Genomic DNA, 16,834 nt, shown 5'->3' with positions numbered 1-16,834 from the left:
TAACCCGCCGGTGTCGGGGGAAGGTTTCTGGTGGGATCGACGGAGCATCCAGCGGAGAGGTGACACCTGGTGGCAGGGCGAGGCGAGATCGTTCACATCGGCGGGTACACGGCGCACAGCGGCGGACGGGGCACCGGGATCGTCGCCGCGCGGCGTGATCCGGACACCGGCCAGCTGACCTCGTTGGGCACGGTCGCGGTCACCCCGTCGCCGTCGTTTCTCGCCCGCCACCCCGAACTGCCCGTGCTGTACGCGGTCAACGAGCTGCCCGACGGGCAGATCAGCGCCTGGCGGGTGGGGCCCGACGGCGACCTGACCGCGATCGGCTCGCGCGCGACCGGCGGGGCCGAGCCCTGCCATCTCGCGGTCGAGCCGGACGGCCGGTTCCTGTTCGTGGCCAACTACGGCGGCGGGAGCGTGACCGTCTTCCCGCTCGACTCCGACGGGGTGCCGGGCGAGCGCAGTGACGTGGTGGAGCACGGCGGTCACGGGCCGGATCCCGAGCGCCAGGAGCGGGCCCACGCGCACATGGTCTCGCCCGGAACCGGTCGCCAGCCGCTGCTCGCGGTCGATCTCGGCACCGACTCGATCTACCGGTACGACCTCGATGCGGCCTCCGGGCGGTTGGTGCCCCGGGCGCCACGGGTGCGTACGCCCGCCGGAGCCGGCCCCCGGCACCTGGCCCGGCATCCGGACGGCCGGCGCTGTTACGTCTCGGGAGAGCTGGACGGGTCGGTGCTGACCTACGACCTGGCCGAGGACGGCGTGTTGCACCAGCGGGGGCGGGTCGACGCCAGCGACCGGGCAGGGCACGTCCAACCATCGGAGATCGCGGTCGACGCGCAGGGCGGCTACCTCTACCTGGCCAACCGGGGGGTTGGCACGATAGCCGTGTTCGCGCTCGGGTCGGGCCTGCCGGAGCTGGTCGAGGAGGTGGCCACCGGCGGTGAGTGGCCCCGGCACTTCGTGTTGGTCGGGGAACACCTCTACGTCGCCGACGAGCGGGCGGACATGGTGCGTACCTTCCGGGTCGACCGGGAGACCGGGGTGCCGGTGGCGGTCGGCGAGCCGTTGCCGATTCCCAGCCCTACTTGCGTTCTGCCCTGATCGTGGGCGTTGGACATTGATACATCCACATTGCGCCGTTGAGTCGTCACTCAAAGTTACTAAATCACGGTAAACTGTTTCTCCTCTGTAACTTTCGTCCGAACGGCCATGGCAGTCCCATGTTCGGGTCCGGAAGATGGTCTGCGTGTCAGCAGGCCGCCATCGCATGCGTTCAGGTATTCACGGTGCCGCCGCCGCAGCAGCGGTCGGCGTGCTCGTCGTCACCGCCGGTGGGTGGGTGGGCTATCGCCAGCTCGCTGGTCCGGACTGCTCCGGCAAGATCGAGCTGTCGGTCACGGTTGCGACCGAACTCGCGCCGGCGGTCGACGCGGCGGCCTCCGAGTGGGAGCAGAAGGGTGCCGCGGTCGACGGGACCTGCATCGACGTGACCGTCGCGGCCGCCGACGCGGTCGAGGTGGCCGCGGTGGTGGCGGCCAAGCACGGTGCCACCCTGGCCGGTGTCGGCCAGGCCAGCGGTACCGCAGTGAGCCCGGACGTCTGGATCCCGGACTCCTCCACCTGGTTGTTGCGGCTACAGACCGGCGGTGCGGCGGCCTTCGCGCCGGGCAACGGCGCATCCATCGCGAGCAGCCCGGTGGTCGTCGCCATGCCCGAGCCGATCGCCGGGCGGCTCGGCTGGCCGCAGAAGGAACTCGGCTGGACCGAACTGCTGGCCCGGGTCAACAGCGACCGACCGCTGAAGACCGGCATCGTCGAGCCGACCCGGGACGCCGCCGGCCTGTCCGGGCTGCTGTCGCTGATGACCGCCGCGGCATCGTCCGGCGGCGCGACCGCCGAGCAGGACCGCATCGGCGCGCTGCGGGCGCTGGCCTCGGGTGCCTCGGCGTTGCGCCAGGATCTGCTCGCCAAGTTCCCCACCGCCTCGGACGGCACCACGCTGGCCAGCGCCCTCGGCGCGGCGGCACTGTCCGAAGAGGACGTCATCCAGTACAACGCCAAGAAGCCGCCGGTGCCGCTGGCGGCGCTCTACCTGAAGCCTTCGCCGCTGCCGCTGGACTACCCCTACGCGGTGCTGCCGGGCATCGAACCGGCCAAGGCCTCCGCCGCGCGGGTGCTGTTCGAGGTGCTCACCACGCCCTCGTTCAAAGACAAGCTGGCCACCCAGGCGCTGCGCGGGCCGGACGGCAACTGGGGTAGCGGCTTCGAGCCGCCGCAGGGCGCACCCAGCCCGGCCAGCGGGGATTCCTCCGCGGCGCCGCCTCCCCAGGGCGGCATCGCCGCCGGTGGCCTCGCGCCGGACGCGGTGGAGCGGGCCGTGTCCAGTTGGTCCATCGCCACCCTCTCCGGTCGGATGCTCTGCATCATCGACGTCTCGGGCTCGATGAAGAAGGCGGTGCCGACCGCCAACGGTGCGACCCGGCAGCAGGTCACCGCGGAGGCGGCGCGGCGGGGCCTGAACCTGTTCGACGATTCCTGGTCGATCGGCCTGTGGGTCTTCTCCACCAACCTCGACGGCGCGCGTGACTACCGTGAGGTGGTGCCGACCGGCCCGTTGTCCCGGCAGCGCAGCTCCCTGGAGCGGAGCCTGGACACGATCACCTCGTCGAGCGGCAACACCGGCCTGTACGACACGCTGCTGGCCGCGTACAAGGACGTGCAGCAGAACTGGGAGCCGGGCAAGGTCAACTCGATCGTGCTCTTCACCGACGGCAAGAACGAGGACGCCGACGGTGTCTCGCAGCGGCAGTTGCTCGCCGAGCTGAAGCGGATCAAGGACCCGGACCAGCCGATCCAGGTGATTATCATCGGCATCGGAACCGAGGTCAGCAAGGCGGAACTGGACACCATCGCGCAGAGCGCAGGTGGTGGTGCGTTCGTCGCCGCCGACCCGACTAAGATCGGCGACATCTTCCTACGAGCGATCGCCCTGCGGAAGGCGCCGGCCTGATCCGTGCATCAGTACCGGACCTGCGGTATCGGGAAAACCGGTACCACAGGTCCTTTTCGGCCGGTTAGCCGGCATGGAAAGTGACGGCAATACGTCCGAAGCAATTGGCCGTCACAGTTTTCAGGGGAGGATGTCGTCGTGCATCGGCAGCTCCGGCTCTCCACCGAGCCGGACCCGTGCCGTCGGCGAGCGAAGTGGGAGGGCTGGTGACCTCGGCGACGCTGTTGACCCCCGCCAGATCTTCAACACGACCCGACGGTACGTCGTCATCAAGTAACTCGATACGTGGCGCCCAACGGGCCTACGTGCGAACACTGGTGGTGCTGGACGCCACCGTCCTGACCCTGGCGGTGCTCGCCGGCTACGCGGCCCGCTTCGGCGAGGCCGCGCCGCGTGGCACCCACGTGCCGTACGTCCTGGTCGCCCCCGGGCTCGTTCTGGTCTGGCTGCTGTCGCTGAAGGCGATGCGCTGCTACGACGACCGGGTGGTCGGCTACGGCGCGGACGAGTACCGGCGGGTCAGCATGGCCAGCTTCCGACTGGCCGGTGCGATCGCCATCGCCGGTTACGTCGCCGACGTCGGTGTGTCCCGGGGCTTCCTGGCGATCTCGTTCGCCGTCGGCATCGTCGGCCTGGAGGTTGCCCGGTTCGTCGCGCGTAAGCGCCTGCACCGGTCCCGCTCGGCAGGGACGGGCTGGTCACGGCGGGTGCTGGTGGTCGGCGACACCGCGCACGTGCTGGAACTGGTACACACCCTGCGCCGCGAACCGTACGCGGGCTATCAGGTGGTGGGCGCGTGCATCCCGGACGCCCTGCTGGCCCCGGTGGCCCAACGGCTCGGCGACGTTCCGGTGGTCGGCTCGTTCCGGGGCATCCCCGAGGCCGCTGCCGCCATCGGCGCGGACACGGTCGCCGTCACCGCCAGCGGCGAACTCACCGCCGCCCGACTGCGTCGGCTCGGATGGCAGCTGGAGGGCACCGGGATCGATCTGGTGCTGGCCCCGGCGCTGACGGATGTCGCCGGGCCGCGTATCCACACCCGCCCGGTGGCCGGCCTGCCGTTGATCCACGTGGAGGCGCCGGAGTTCCGTGGCACCCGAAAGCTGGTGAAGGGCTTCGTCGACCGGTCGATGTCACTCGTGGCGCTGGCCCTGCTGCTGCCGTTGCTGGTGGTCATCGCGTTGGCCATCAAGCTGGACAGCCGGGGCCCGGTGTTGTTCCGGCAGACCCGGGTCGGGCAGGGCGGTCGGGAGTTCGGGGTCTTCAAGTTCCGCACCATGGTGGTCAACGCCGATGCCCTCCTGACCGAGTTGGCCGCGCGCAACGAGACCGATGGTCTGATGTTCAAGATGCGCGACGACCCACGGGTGACCCGTGTCGGGCGGCTGCTGCGCAAGTGGTCGCTGGACGAGCTGCCGCAACTGGTCAACGTGCTGCTGGGGCAGATGAGTCTGGTCGGCCCCCGCCCGCCGCTGCCCTCCGAGGTGGCCCGCTACGACGGCGACGTGGCCCGCCGACTGCTGGTCAAACCCGGGATGACCGGCCTCTGGCAGGTCAGCGGCCGGTCGGACCTGAGCTGGGAGGACGGCATCCGGCTGGATCTCTACTACGTGGAGAACTGGTCGCTGGCGGCCGACCTGACGATCCTCTGGAAGACCTTCGGCGCGGTGGTCAACAGCCGGGGCGCGTACTGACCCGGCCCGCTAGGGCTGCGGGCCGTACCAGTCCAGGCAGACCACCACCGCGTCGTCGGTGAGATCGCCGGCGACGAACGCCCGCAGGTCGCCCAGCAGGGAGCGGACCGCGTCCAGCGGGCTCATCGGTGCGGTGCGACGCAGCATCCGATCCAGCGCGCTTTCCCCGTAGCGGATGTCCTGCCCGGTCGCGTCGAGCACCCCGTCGCTGATCATGAAGAGGCGATCGGCGGGTTCGAGTTGGATGTGCTGCTCGCGATAGTGCGACCCCTCGAACATGCCGAGCGGAAACTGCGCCTCCAGCGGTTGCACGCTGACCTCGCCGTCGCGCAGCAGGACGAGCCGGGGCGAGCCCGCGTCGACGGCGGTGAGCAGCCCACTGTGCAGGTCGACCTCGACCAGCAGGGTGGCGAGGTACTGCTCGCCCCGGTGCAGGGCGTAGATCGCCTGGTCGGCCAGTGCGGCCTGGTCGGCCAGCGAGATGCCGGCCCGGCGGGCGTTGCGCAGCGCGCAGGTGGCCAGGGTGGTGAGCATCGACGCGGTGACGCCCGCACCCATCCCGTTGATCGTGGCGGTCCACACCCGGTCACCGTCGTCGGACCAGTCGAAGCTGTCGCCGCGTACCGCGTACGCCGGTTCCAACTGCCCGGCCAGGCTGAAGGACGGCCGGATCCGGCTGCGCCCCGGCAACTGCTCCCACTGCATCTCGGCGGCGAGCGTGAGGCGCCGGGTACGCCGCGCGGTGCGGTAGATGTCCGTTCCGGGGTCGACCGCGGTCAGTTCGTGCGCCAGGGCGGTGCCGATCTCGGCCAGGTCGGTCAGGAGGGCCTCGTCCGTGACCGGATACACCCGGAGCACTCCGCGCCGTTCGCCGCGCATGCTGACCGGCAGATAGGCCGTGCCGTCGACGTACACCGGGCTCTGGTGGTCGAAGCAACGCCATGCGGGGTGCCCGGGTTCGGTCACCGCCTCCCCGGCGGTGAGCGGCAGCAACGCGGCCAGCCGGTAGTCGACCTGGAGGAGTTCGACGTCGACGACGCCGTGTTCCTGGTCGAGCAGCTGCCCGATCCGATTCACCAGGAGATCCGCAGGGGCCGTGGTGAGCACGGTGCGGGCTTGCTCGACCGGCTCGCTCATGGGTATCTCCTTGATCACAAGCCCATTGACCGACAGAATCGGAGTACGCTCAGGCGCACGATGGCGGAACTGCATGGTTTACCAGGACCCGAGATGAGTATGGCTGCCGAGGTGGATGTCGCGGCGGGCGCCCTGCTGACTGTCTGGGACGGTGCCCGGGAGCGCACAGCGAACCGGATCTCCACCGCCCAGCTTCGTGCCGTCATGCTCGTGGAACGGCAGGACGGGATCAACCTGCGCAGGCTGGCCGCCGGGCTGGACATGCTGCTCTCCTCGGCCAGCCGGCTCTGCGACCGCCTCGTCGCCGCCGGCATGCTGGAGCGTGAGCCGGGCCGGGCGGACCGGCGGGAGATCTCGCTGCATCTGACCGCCGAGGCCCGCAGACTCCTCGCCGAGCTGCGCGAGGACCGCCGTCAGCACCTGGCCACGATCCTGGCCGACATGACGCCCGAGGGGCGCGCGGCGCTGCTGCGTGGTCTGCGGGAGTTCGACGAGGCGGCCCGGTCGCGGGTCGTCCGGCCGGTGTCGCCGCTGGTGCCGCAGCCCGACGGGCCTGACGCCGAGCCTCTGCCGGAGCTCCGCGACGTCGTCGACAATCCGTTGAGCTGGTCGAACGGGGACGCCGCCGTGTTCCGGACGGCCTGACGCTCCCGCCGTCTTCCGGACGGCCCGGTACTGCCGGGGCAGGCTCAGTCAGTCTTGAGCGGGGCCACCGCCAGCATCGCGACGTCGTCGTGCCGCTGCCCGGCACACCACTCGTCGACCAGGCGCAGCACCCGGTCGACCAGGGCGGCGGGAGGCAGCCCGGCACCGGAGGAGAGGGCCTGGCGTAGCCGCCGCTCGCCGAACATCTCCGAACCGTGCGGCCCGCCACGAGCCTCGGTCACCCCGTCGGTGTGGGCGAACAGCACCGAACCGGGCGGCAGCCGCAGGTCGGCCTCGGTGAACCGGGCGTCGGGCAGGGCACCGACCGGCATCCCGCCCACCCGTACGGGCGTCACCGTGCCATCGCCGTCGACCACGAGGGGCGCCGGATGCCCACCACCCGCGACCTCAACCCGCAGGCCGCCCTCGGGCTCCGGGCGCAGCGTACCCAGCAGCAGGGTGGTGAACTGGCTGCGTCGGGCCGCGTCGGGCATGTCGAGCAGGGCCCGGTCGAGCAGCCGCAGCAGTTTCAGCGGTTGCTGTTCGACCAGCCGCAGCGTCTGCAACGACTGACGTACCCGGCCGGTGAGCACGGCCGCGCCCACCCCCTTGCCGCTGACGTCACCGAGGGCGAACAACGCGCCGCCGTCGGCCGGTAGGACGTCGTAGAAGTCGCCGCCGATGCGCAGGCTGTCTCCGGCGGCGCGGTAGCCTCCGGCGACAGCCATCCCGGCGATCCCGGGCAGATCCGGCGGCAACAGGCTGTTCTGCAGCACCCGGGCCAGGTGGGCCTGCTCGTCGTACAACTCGGCCATGCTGAGGGCGGCCCCGGCCCGGGCGGCGAACTCCCGGGCGAGGTCGACGTCGCGGGGGTCGAAGCCCGCCCGCTGGGCGTGCCGCAGCAGCACCAGCGCCCCGGCCGTCCGGCCGGCGCCGGGCATCGGGCTGACCAGCAGGGTCGCCTCCTGGTCGAGGCCGGCCGGAAGGACCGGGTCCAGGTCGTCGCTGATCGCGACCGACCACGGTCGGGGCATCGGGCATTCGCCGTCAAGGGCCTCGTCGAGCCCGGGTATGACAGTGGTCAGAGTCCAGTCGGCCGCCCCGGCCACCGGACCGGGTTGGTGCTCGGCGTAACGGATCCAGTGCGGCCGAGGCTCGGCGGGCACTGGCGGCAGATGCACCACCAGGGCAAGGTCGGCCAGGTACGGCACGGGCAGCGTGGCAGCGGCGCGCAGGGCCTGGTCGCGGTGCAACGCCAACCCGAGCCGGCGGCCCGCGTCGGCCAGGAAGGCGGTACGACTGCGCTCGGCCAGCAGTTCCTCGGAACGGGCGTGTTCGTCGGTGATGTCCCGGACGTACCAGACGGACCGGCCCCCGGCCAACGCCCGCCGTACGCCGCGTAGCCGCCGGCAGTGGTGCTGGTCCTCGAAGCGGGCGTGCCCGGCGGCGGTCGCGGCCGCCAGTGCCGGCACCGCACATGTGGCCAGGTCGGTGCCGGGAACAAGCTCGGGGAGCAGCCTGGTAGCGGCCGCGTTGACCAGCCCGACCATCCCGTTGTCGTCGATGGTCAGCAGCGCGTCGGTGAGCCCGTCGAGGAGTTCACCGGCCAGGTCGACGCGCTCGGCCACGGCCGGTCGGGGAGATCCGCCGTGGCCTGTTCCCCCGCTGCGGTCGGGGCCGGCGACTCGGCCTTCGCGGGTACTGGTCATCGGTGGTCGCCGTGCGTCCTGCGCTGTCGACCTGTGGGCATGCCGGTGGTGCGCTCCTCCGGGTCACGGTGATGGTTGCCTTCGGGCAAGGGTACCGAGTGCCTCAGTGGACGCCGAGGAGGAAGGGGTGGTTGCTCCTACAGCCGGGCCAACCAGCCGACGGGCCGGGCGATGATTCGGCGTACCACCGATCCGGCCGCGCCGACGGCGGCGGCCGTCGCCCCGAGGGCCGCCGGGCGGACGGTCACCGGCGACCAGGCCGCGGTCAGCACCCGGCGATCGATCTCGGCGAGCATCGGTGGCCGTAGCCAGGGAGCCAGCGGCGCGTAACCGCCGCCGAGCACCACCGTGTCGAGGTCCAGCAGGTTGACCACGCTGGACACGGTCACCCCGAGCGCCACACCGGCCTCGTGCAGGGCGTGCAGCACGGTTTCGTCGCCGGCCTCGGCAAGCTCGGCCAACCGGTCCGGCGCTGTGTCGGCCGGCAGGTCCGCCCCGGCCAGGCCGGCCGCCGCGAGGATCGACTCCTGACCGGCGTAGCGTTCCAGGCAGCCCCGGCCGCCGCACCGGCAGGGCGGCCCGTCCGGGCGTACGGGTATGTGGCCGATCTCCCCGCTCCAGCCTCGGGCGCCCCGGTACAGGGCGCCGTCGAGCACGATCCCGGCACCGATGCCGACCTCGCCGGAGATGTGCAGGAAGCTGCCCGGACCGGCGCCCGCGTGCAATTCGCTCAGCGCGGCGAGGTTGGCCTCGTTGTCCACCACCAGCGCCGGCACGCCGTCGACCACCTCGGTCAGCGGCGGATGCTCGGCCAGCAGTTCGGGTACCGGCACGTCGCGCCAGCCGAGGTTCGGCGCGAGGCGAACCTGCCCGGCGTCGTCGACCAGGCCGGGCACCCCCAGGGCGGCACCGGCCAGGATGAGACCCTGCGCATCGGCAGCGGCGCGGGCGTCGGCCGCGAGCCGCACCAGCCGGCCCAGTGCGTCGGCCGGGGTAACCGGCCGCAGGTCGGCGCGGTGCACCGAGTGGTGTCGGACCTCACCGGCGAGATCGACGACGCAGGCGGCCAGATAGTCGACGTTGACCTCCAGGCCGAGACCGGCCGGGCCGTCACCGGCGAGCACCAGACCACGGGCCGGTCGACCGGCGCCGGCGCGTGGTTGCGGCTCAGCCTCGGTGACCAGTCGACCGGCGACGAGGTCTTCCACCACGGCGGACACGGTGGCCCGGGTCAGGCCGGTCTCGGCCGCCAGCGCGGCCCGCGACGGCGGTCGGGGCGCGGCGGCGATCCGGCCGAGCACGAGGGCGAGATTCAGTTCGCGGAGGCTGCCCTGGCGCACCGCGCCGGCCGGGGCTGCGGTTGGGATCACCTCTTGACACTGCCACATCACAGCCATTTAATTCAACCACTGAACAAATAGCGGACGACACCACCGGAGGTCTGTCATGGCACCTCGTCCCACCCCCGCCGACAAGTTCTCCTTCGGGCTCTGGACGGTCGGCTGGCAGGGCCGAGACCCGTTCGGCCACGCCACCCGTGCCGCCATCGACCCGGTGGAATCGGTGCACCGGCTCGCCGAACTCGGCGCGTACGGAGTGACCTTCCACGACGACGACCTCGTCCCCTTCGGTTCGGACGCCGCCACCCGCGACGCGCAGATCGCCCGGTTCCGCAAGGCGCTCGACGAGACCGGCCTGGTGGTGCCGATGGTCACCACCGACCTCTTCCAGCAGCCCGTCTTCAAGGACGGCGGCTTCACCAGCAACGACCGTGACGTGCGGCGGTACGCGCTGCGCAAGGTGCTGCGCAACATCGACCTCGCCGCCGAGTTGGGCGCCAAGACCTTCGTCATGTGGGGCGGCCGGGAAGGCGCCGAGTACGACGTCGCCAAGGACGTCCAGGCGGCTCTGGAGCGCTACCGCGAAGCGGTCGACGTGCTCTGCCAGTACGTCATCGACCGTGGCTACGACCTGCGCTTCGCTCTGGAGCCCAAGCCGAACGAGCCGCGCGGTGACATCCTGCTGCCCACCGTCGGGCACGCCCTGGCGTTCATCTCCACCCTCGCCCACCCGGAGCGCGTCGGACTGAACCCGGAGGTCGGCCACGAGCAGATGGCCGGGCTCAACTTCGCCCACGGCATCGCCCAGGCGCTCTGGCAGGGCAAGCTGTTCCACATCGACCTAAACGGTCAGCGTGGCGTCAAGTACGACCAGGACCTGGTCTTCGGCCACGGTGACCTGCTCAACGCCTTCGCCCTCGTCGACCTGCTGGAGCATGGTGGCCCGGCCGGCGCGCCCGCCTACGACGGGCCACGGCACTTCGACTACAAGCCCTCCCGCACGGAGGACATCGACGGGGTGTGGGCCTCGGCGGAAGCGAACATGCGTACCTATCTGCTGCTCAAGGAGCGGGCCGCGGCGTTCCGGGCCGACCCGGAGGTGGCCGAGGCGCTGGCCGCCAGCAAGGTCGCCGAGTTGGCCGTGCCGACGCTGGGCGACGGCGAGGGGTACGCCGGTCTGCTCGCCGACACCAGCGCCTTCGAGGAGTTCGACGTCGACGCCGTCGCCGCCCGTGGCTTCGGATTCGTCCGGCTCAACCAACTCGCCGTCGAGCACGTGCTCGGCGCACGCTGAGGCGGACGGCATGCCGCTCGTCGCGGGGGTGGACTCCTCCACCCAGTCCTGCAAGGTGGTCGTTCGGGATGCGGAGACCGGTGCCCTGGTCCGCCAGGGTCGGGCGCCGCACCCCGACGGCACCGAGGTGGACCCGTCGGCCTGGTGGTCCGCCCTCCAGACGGCCGCCGAGGCCGCAGGAGGGCTGGCCGATGTCGCCGCGGTCGCTGTCGCCGGCCAGCAGCACGGCATGGTCTGCCTGGACGAGGCGGGGCAGGTGATCCGGCCGGCCCTGCTGTGGAACGACACCCGGTCGGCCGACGCCGCCGCCGAACTGGTGACGGAGGCCGGCGGTGGACACTTCTGGGCCGAAGCCGTGGGCAGTGTGCCGGTGGCCAGCTTCACCGTCACCAAGCTGCGCTGGCTGGCCCGGCATGAGCCGGCCAACGCCGACCGGGTGGCCGCCGTCTGCCTGCCGCACGACTGGCTGACCTGGCGGCTGGCCGGCGCTCCCGGGCTGGACGCGCTGCGTACCGACCGCAGCGACGCCAGCGGCACCGGCTACTGGTCGCCGGCCACCGGGGAGTACCGCCCCGACCTGCTGGAACGGGCGTTCGGCCGGGCGGTACGGGTACCCACCGTGCTCGGTCCGGCCGAGTCCGCCGGTCACCTCGACCCGGCAGCCCTGCCGGGTGCCGCCGAGGCGCTGCTCGGTCCCGGCGCGGGCGACAACGCGGCCGCCGGATTCGGGGTGGGCGCGCGTCCCGGTGACGTGCTGGTCTCGATCGGCACCTCCGGAACCGTCTTCAGCATCGCGGACACCCCGGCCGCCGACCCGAGCGGCATCGTCGCCGGGTTCGCCGACGTGACCGGCCGGTTCCTGCCGCTGGTCGCCACGCTCAACGCGGCGCGGGTACTGGACGCGGCCGCCGGGATGCTGCGGGTCGGGCTGGACGAGTTGGCCGACCTCGCGCTGTCCGCACCACCCGGGGCGGACGGGCTGGTGCTGGTGCCGTACCTGGAGGGCGAGCGCACCCCGAACCGGCCGCTGGCCACCGGGGCGGTGCACGGGTTGACCCTGCGGACCTCGACCCCGGCACACCTGGCCCGGGCGGCCGTGGAGGGCATGCTCTGCGCGCTCGCCGACGGGTTCGACGCGCTGGCGGCCCAGGGCGCACAGGCCCGCCGGGTGATCCTGGTCGGCGGTGGCGCCCGCTCCGCCGCGGTACGCCGGATCGCCGCGCAGGTCTTCGGCTGCCCGGTGGTCGTTCCGCCACCCGGCGAGTACGTCGCCGACGGTGCCGCCCGCCAAGCCGCCTGGCTGGCGCTCGGCGCGAAGGAGCCACCGTCCTGGACGCCCGCCGGCACCCGGGAGTACGCCGCCGAACCGGTACCGGCCATCCGGGAGCGCTACGCCGAGGCGCGGGATCGTCACCTGGACCGCCTGGCCCAGGGCTGACCCACCCGTGACCCCGGATCGAGTGGCTTCTGCGAGGGGGTGAAGCCACTCGATCCGGGTTGGTGTGCTGGCCTCACGACGGTCAGGCCGGGGTGGGCGTGGTGGCGCGGGGGTGGGTCGGTGATCGGTGCGTTGTCCGGTCCTGGTTGGCTGCCCGCATGACCTTGACCACGGGCGGATCCGGACGGGTATGGGGTGGCGGCGCGGCGCACCGGTTCTACAGCGTCGTCGTCTTCGTGCTGCTCGCCTCGCTGGACAACGTGGCGATCGGCCTGGTGCCACCGCTGTATGGCGCGATCGCGGAGTCCTTCGCGGTGCCGCAGCGCCTGCTCGGTCTGGTCACCGCGGTCAGCTTCCTGGTCAGCGCGGTGGCGGCGGTCGGTTGGGCGTATTTCGGCGACCGCACCAACCGCAAGCCGCTGCTCATGATCGGCACCCTGATCTGGGCCGCCGGGACCGGTGGCAGCGGGCTGGCCGGGGACTATCCCACCTTCCTGGCCGCGCAACTGCTTGCCGCCGTGGGGCTGGGCGCGGTCGGCTCGGTCGGCTTCTCGGTGGTCACCGACCTGATCTCGCCGCGTCGGCGAGGCCTGGTGATGAGCTTCTGGGGGCTGTCCCAGGGCGCCGGCACACTGGCCGGCACCCTGGTCGGTGGCCTGCTCGGCGCGGCCGACTGGCGCCGTCCGTTCCTGCTGCTCACCGTCGTCGGCCTGGTCGCCACGGCGGCCTATCTGCTCACGTACGACATCCGGCGCGGCCAGAGCGAACCGGAACTGGCCGACGCGCTGGCCGGCGGTGCGGACTACGACTACCGGATCAGCCGCCGCGACCTGCCCGTCATCCTGCGTCGCCGGACCAACCGGTGGCTCATCCTCCAGGGCCTCACCGCACAGGCCGCCTTCGGTTCGCTGGTCTGGTTGCCGGTGCTGTTCGCCGAACGGGCCCAGGACCAGGGCTACTCGATGACGACCGCGATCGTGGTGGGCAGCGTCTTCGCCACCCTGTTCCAACTCGGCGGGGTGCTCTCCATCGTGGGCGGTCTGATCGGCGACGCGCTGCAACGGCGTACGCCCTCCGGCCGGGCCATGGTCGCCTCGATCGGCGTGCTCGCCGCGCTGCCGTTCTACCTGGTGCTCTTCTTCGTGCCGATCCGCATCGACGTGCCCGACGGCGCCGGCACCGGCGCGGTGGTACGGGCTGTGCTGAGCAGCGTCGTCACCGAACCGACCGTCGGGCTGAGCCTGCTCACCGCGCTGCTCGCGCTGGCGCTGACCTCGGCGAACTCACCGAACTGGTTCGCCCTGATCGCCGACGCGAACCCGCCCGAGCACCGGGGCACGGTCTACAGCCTGGGCAACCTGGTCAACGGGGTGGGTCGGGCGGCCGGCAACGGGCTGGTCGGGGTGGCTTTCCACGCCCTGCGGGCGGCGTTCCCGCCACCGCTGAACTACGCGGTCGGGCTGGCCGCCTTCCAGCTCTTCTTCATCCCCACCGGCATCATGTACTGGCTGGCGTCCCGCACCTCCCCCAAGGACATCGGCGACGTCGCACACCTCCTGCACACCCGCGCGGAGAAGCTGTAAGGAAGGGCCCCCTTTTAACGCCTGGTGTAGAGGAAGGGCCCCCTGTTAACAAGACCCGGCATCCTGCCGTCCAGGACGGTTAACGAGGGGCCCTTCCTCTACCGGAGACGTTAATAAGGTGCCCTTCCTTACACCTGGACCCAGACGGTGACGTCGGTGGGGACCGTGCCGTCATCGTTCAGCGGCGCGCTGCTGTGCAGCAGTTCGCCGGTGGGTAGCGGGACGCCGGTCGCGCCGAAGTTGGTCAGCACCACCACGTCGCCGTTGCGGAAGGTCAGCACCTCGTCGCCGGAGGTGAGCCACCGCACCGTGCCTCGACCCAGCCCGTGGGTACGCCGCAGACGCAGCGCCGTCCGATACATCTCGTAGGTCGAGCCGGGCACGTCACGCTGGCGGTCCAGCGCGTACTCGGCCCAGACGCCGGGCTGTGGCAGCCAACTCGCGTCGGTCGGCCCGAAGCCGTACGAGGGCGCGTCGGCCTCCCACGGGATCGGCACCCGGCAGCCGTCCCGGCCGCGCTGGGTGTGCCCGCTGCGTTCCCAGGTCGGGTCCTGGCGGGCCTCGTCGGGCATCGTGGTGTGCTCCGGCAACCCGAGTTCCTCACCCTGGTAGAGGTAGGCCGAGCCGGGCAGGGCGAGCATCAACAGGGTGGCGGCGCGGGCCCGGCGCAGACCGGTCGCCGCGTCCGGCTGCGGGTCGCCGATGCCGATGCCGTTGGGGCGGGGGGTGCCGATCGGCAGCCCGAGCCGCGAGGCGTGGCGCACCACGTCGTGATTGGACAGTACCCAGGTGGTGGGAGCGCCGACCGCGTCGGTCGCCTCCAACGATCGGGTGATCACCGCGTACTGGGCCGGGGCCGTCCACGCGGCGAGCAGGTACTCGAAGTTGAAGGCCTGGTGCATCTCGTCGGGGCGGACGTACCGGGCCAGCCGCTCGGCCGGCTCCACCCACGCCTCGGCCACCAGGATCCGCTCGCCGGGGTAGCGCTCCAGCAGCCGCCGCCAGTCCCGGTAGACCTCGTGTACGCCGTCCTGGTCCCACATCGGCGGGCGGGGCTTGTCCACCTCCTGCCCGGACAGGATCTCCTGCGGCTCCTGCCAGTCGGCCAGGTCGGCCTGCTTGATCAGGCCGTGCGCCACGTCGACCCGGAAGCCGTCGACGCCACGGTCCAGCCAGAACCGCAGCACGTCCAGGAACTCCGTGCGCACCTCGGGGTTGTCCCAGTTCAGGTCGGGCTGGGCGGTGTCGAACAGGTGCAGGTACCACTGGCCGTCGGCGACGCGGGTCCAGGCCGGGCCGCCGAAGACGCTCTGCCAGTCGTTCGGCGGTTCGGCGCCGTCGGGTCCCCGGCCGTCGCGGAAGACGTAGCGCTGTCGCTTGGCGCTGCCCGGCCCGGCGGCCAGGGCGTCCTGGAACCACCGGTGGGCCGACGAGGTGTGGTTCGGCACGAGGTCGACGATCACCCGCAGCCCGCGGGCGTGTGCCTGGGCGATGAGGTCGTCGGCGTCGGCCAGCGTGCCGAACAGCGGCTCGACGTCCCGGTAGTCGGCCACGTCGTACCCGGCGTCGGCCTGGGGCGACGGGTAGAACGGGGAGAGCCAGATCGCGTCGACCCCCAACTCCCGCAGGTGATCCAGGCGGGCGGTGATGCCGGGCAGGTCGCCGATCCCGTCGCCGTTGCAGTCACCGAACGAGCGCGGGTAAATCTGGTAGATCACCGCTTCGGTCCACCATGCGGTGGCCGCTACGGCGGGCGTGGTCTGGGGGGTCGGGTTGTCGTTCAGGGCGTACTCCCATGGTCCGATCGGGGTGGGCGGCGGGCGCCGGTGACCCGTGGTTCAGTTTGCCCGCGGTGGTGCGGTCGAGTCCCGCACGACCAGCCGAGTGGGCAGGATCACCGGTGACCCGGCCGCGCCGCCGCGGGACGCGCCGGCCCGCCCGAGGAGCGGGTCGAGCAGCATCTCGGCGGCCAGCCGGCCCTGCTCGGCCGCCGGCTGGGCGATGGTGCTCAGGCCGAGCACACCGGAGAGGGCGTGGTCGTCGATGCCGATCAGGCTGACATCCTGCGGTACGCGTAGACCGGCGTCGCGCAGCGCGGTCAGCGCGCCCATCGCCATCTCGTCGCAGGCGGCGAAGATGGCCGTCGGCGGGTCACCTCGACGCAGTAGTTCCTCGGTGGCCCGGGTGCCGCCGGCGATGTCGAACCCGGACTCCACGTCGAGGCTCGGGTCCGGTCGCAGTCCGGCCGCGCGCAGCGCCTCCTGGTAGCCACGTCGTCGGTCCAGATGCGCGGTGAAGGCGAGTTCGTCGTCGGGGTCGCCGGAGATGTGCGCGATGCGTCGATGGCCGAGGTCCAGCAGATGCCGGGTGGCGGTCCGCGCGGCGGCCACGTCGTCGATGCGTACGCAGGGCCAGTCCGGCACGTCGGTGCCGGAGCTGACGGTCACTCCGGGCAGGTCCAACGCGGCCAGGGCGCTCAGGTCGGCGGGCCGCAACGGAGTGGCGACCAGCATGACGGCGTCCACCCGCTTGTGCAGGTTGGCGGTGTGCAGCAGGCGCTGTCGGTTCTGTTCCCGCCCGCCCAGGTTGTGCAGCAGCAGGTCGTAGCCGGATTGGTGGAGGAAGTCCTCGACCGCCTCGACGACCACCCCGAAGAACCACCGGGTGATCCGGGGGACCACCACGGCGACGGCGCCGGTGCGGCCGCCGGCCAGGCGCGACGCGCTCGGCGAGACGGCGTACTGCAACTGTTCGGCGGCGGCCAGCACCCGTCGGCGGGTCGCCGCCGACACGGTGGGCAGTCCGCGCAGCGCCCGGGAGACGGTGGCCGTGGAGACTCCGGCCAGCCGGGCGACATCGTCGATCCTCGTCACGGTAACCCCGCTCACGACCCGTGTGGTGCCGCCGCCTGCGCGGCGGCGGTCGCGTTGCCGTAGTCGCTGTAGGTCACCCGGATCTCCTGGGTCGCCGCCCCCGCC

The 16,834-nt window shown here is 72.0% G+C and carries 12 protein-coding genes; 7 read left to right on the top strand and 5 right to left on the bottom strand.

The genetic code is table 11. The features are described from left to right. Nucleotides 1–69 precede the first annotated feature (69 nt). The 3 genes from AB0M35_RS21730 to AB0M35_RS21720 all read left to right on the top strand — a co-directional run bounded on the left by AB0M35_RS21730 (nt 70) and on the right by AB0M35_RS21720 (nt 4,710). Entirely contained in the window at nt 70–1,107 is a 1,038-nt protein-coding gene (locus AB0M35_RS21730; protein WP_363747387.1) for a lactonase family protein, read from the top strand. Nucleotides 1,108–1,252: 145 nt separating this feature from the next. Beyond that, nucleotides 1,253–3,016, top strand: coding sequence for a substrate-binding domain-containing protein (locus AB0M35_RS21725; RefSeq protein WP_363747386.1), 1,764 nt, complete (start codon nt 1,253–1,255; stop codon nt 3,014–3,016). Between the two features lie 206 nt (nt 3,017–3,222). Beyond that, a complete protein-coding gene (locus AB0M35_RS21720) occupies nt 3,223–4,710 on the top strand; it encodes a sugar transferase (RefSeq protein WP_363747385.1) in 1,488 nt (495 codons plus the stop codon). Nucleotides 4,711–4,719: 9 nt separating this feature from the next. Here the strand turns inward: AB0M35_RS21720 and AB0M35_RS21715 are convergent, their stop codons facing one another. Then, entirely contained in the window at nt 4,720–5,847 is a 1,128-nt protein-coding gene (locus AB0M35_RS21715) for a PP2C family protein-serine/threonine phosphatase (protein WP_363747384.1), read from the bottom strand. Between the two features lie 93 nt (nt 5,848–5,940). Between AB0M35_RS21715 and AB0M35_RS21710 the strand changes: the two genes are divergently transcribed. Continuing rightward, nucleotides 5,941–6,492: a MarR family winged helix-turn-helix transcriptional regulator gene (locus AB0M35_RS21710; RefSeq protein ID WP_363747383.1), complete on the top strand. Its 552-nt coding sequence runs from the start codon at nt 5,941–5,943 to the stop codon at nt 6,490–6,492. 44 nt (nt 6,493–6,536) lie between these two features. Here the strand turns inward: AB0M35_RS21710 and AB0M35_RS21705 are convergent, their stop codons facing one another. Together AB0M35_RS21705 and AB0M35_RS21700 are read right to left on the bottom strand one after the other, a co-directional pair. Next, the gene (locus AB0M35_RS21705) at nt 6,537–8,201 is read right to left on the bottom strand and encodes a PP2C family protein-serine/threonine phosphatase (protein ID WP_363747382.1); all 1,665 of its coding nucleotides are present in this window, start codon (nt 8,199–8,201) and stop codon (nt 6,537–6,539) included. A 137-nt stretch (nt 8,202–8,338) separates the two neighbouring features. Then, the gene (locus AB0M35_RS21700) at nt 8,339–9,571 is read right to left on the bottom strand and encodes an ROK family transcriptional regulator (RefSeq protein ID WP_363747381.1); all 1,233 of its coding nucleotides are present in this window, start codon (nt 9,569–9,571) and stop codon (nt 8,339–8,341) included. A 76-nt stretch (nt 9,572–9,647) separates the two neighbouring features. On the opposite strand from AB0M35_RS21700, the gene xylA reads away from it, so the two are divergent. From xylA to AB0M35_RS21685, 3 genes are all read left to right on the top strand, one after another. Continuing rightward, nucleotides 9,648–10,835 (top strand): xylose isomerase, encoded by a 1,188-nt coding sequence (xylA, locus tag AB0M35_RS21695; protein WP_363747380.1) that lies wholly within the window; start codon nt 9,648–9,650, stop codon nt 10,833–10,835. A 10-nt stretch (nt 10,836–10,845) separates the two neighbouring features. Continuing rightward, complete coding sequence (gene xylB / locus AB0M35_RS21690) at nt 10,846–12,273, top strand: xylulokinase (RefSeq protein WP_363747379.1); 1,428 nt, start codon at nt 10,846–10,848, stop codon at nt 12,271–12,273. Between the two features lie 158 nt (nt 12,274–12,431). Then, nucleotides 12,432–13,856 carry an MFS transporter gene (locus tag AB0M35_RS21685; RefSeq protein WP_363747378.1) on the top strand — a complete coding sequence of 475 codons (1,425 nt, stop codon included), beginning with the start codon at nt 12,432–12,434 and terminating at the stop codon, nt 13,854–13,856. Nucleotides 13,857–13,984: 128 nt separating this feature from the next. Here the strand turns inward: AB0M35_RS21685 and AB0M35_RS21680 are convergent, their stop codons facing one another. Next, the gene (locus AB0M35_RS21680) at nt 13,985–15,574 is read right to left on the bottom strand and encodes an alpha-amylase family glycosyl hydrolase (protein WP_363747377.1); all 1,590 of its coding nucleotides are present in this window, start codon (nt 15,572–15,574) and stop codon (nt 13,985–13,987) included. 120 nt (nt 15,575–15,694) lie between these two features. Beyond that, nucleotides 15,695–16,729 carry a LacI family DNA-binding transcriptional regulator gene (locus tag AB0M35_RS21675; protein ID WP_363747376.1) on the bottom strand — a complete coding sequence of 345 codons (1,035 nt, stop codon included), beginning with the start codon at nt 16,727–16,729 and terminating at the stop codon, nt 15,695–15,697. Nucleotides 16,730–16,834 lie beyond the last annotated feature (105 nt).

Source organism: Micromonospora sp. NPDC051196 (assembly GCF_040682415.1).
Taxonomy (GTDB): Bacteria; Actinomycetota; Actinomycetes; order Mycobacteriales; family Micromonosporaceae; genus Micromonospora.
Note: the sequence above shows the minus strand (reverse complement) of the source record. Positions and strands in the feature narration are given on the sequence as shown.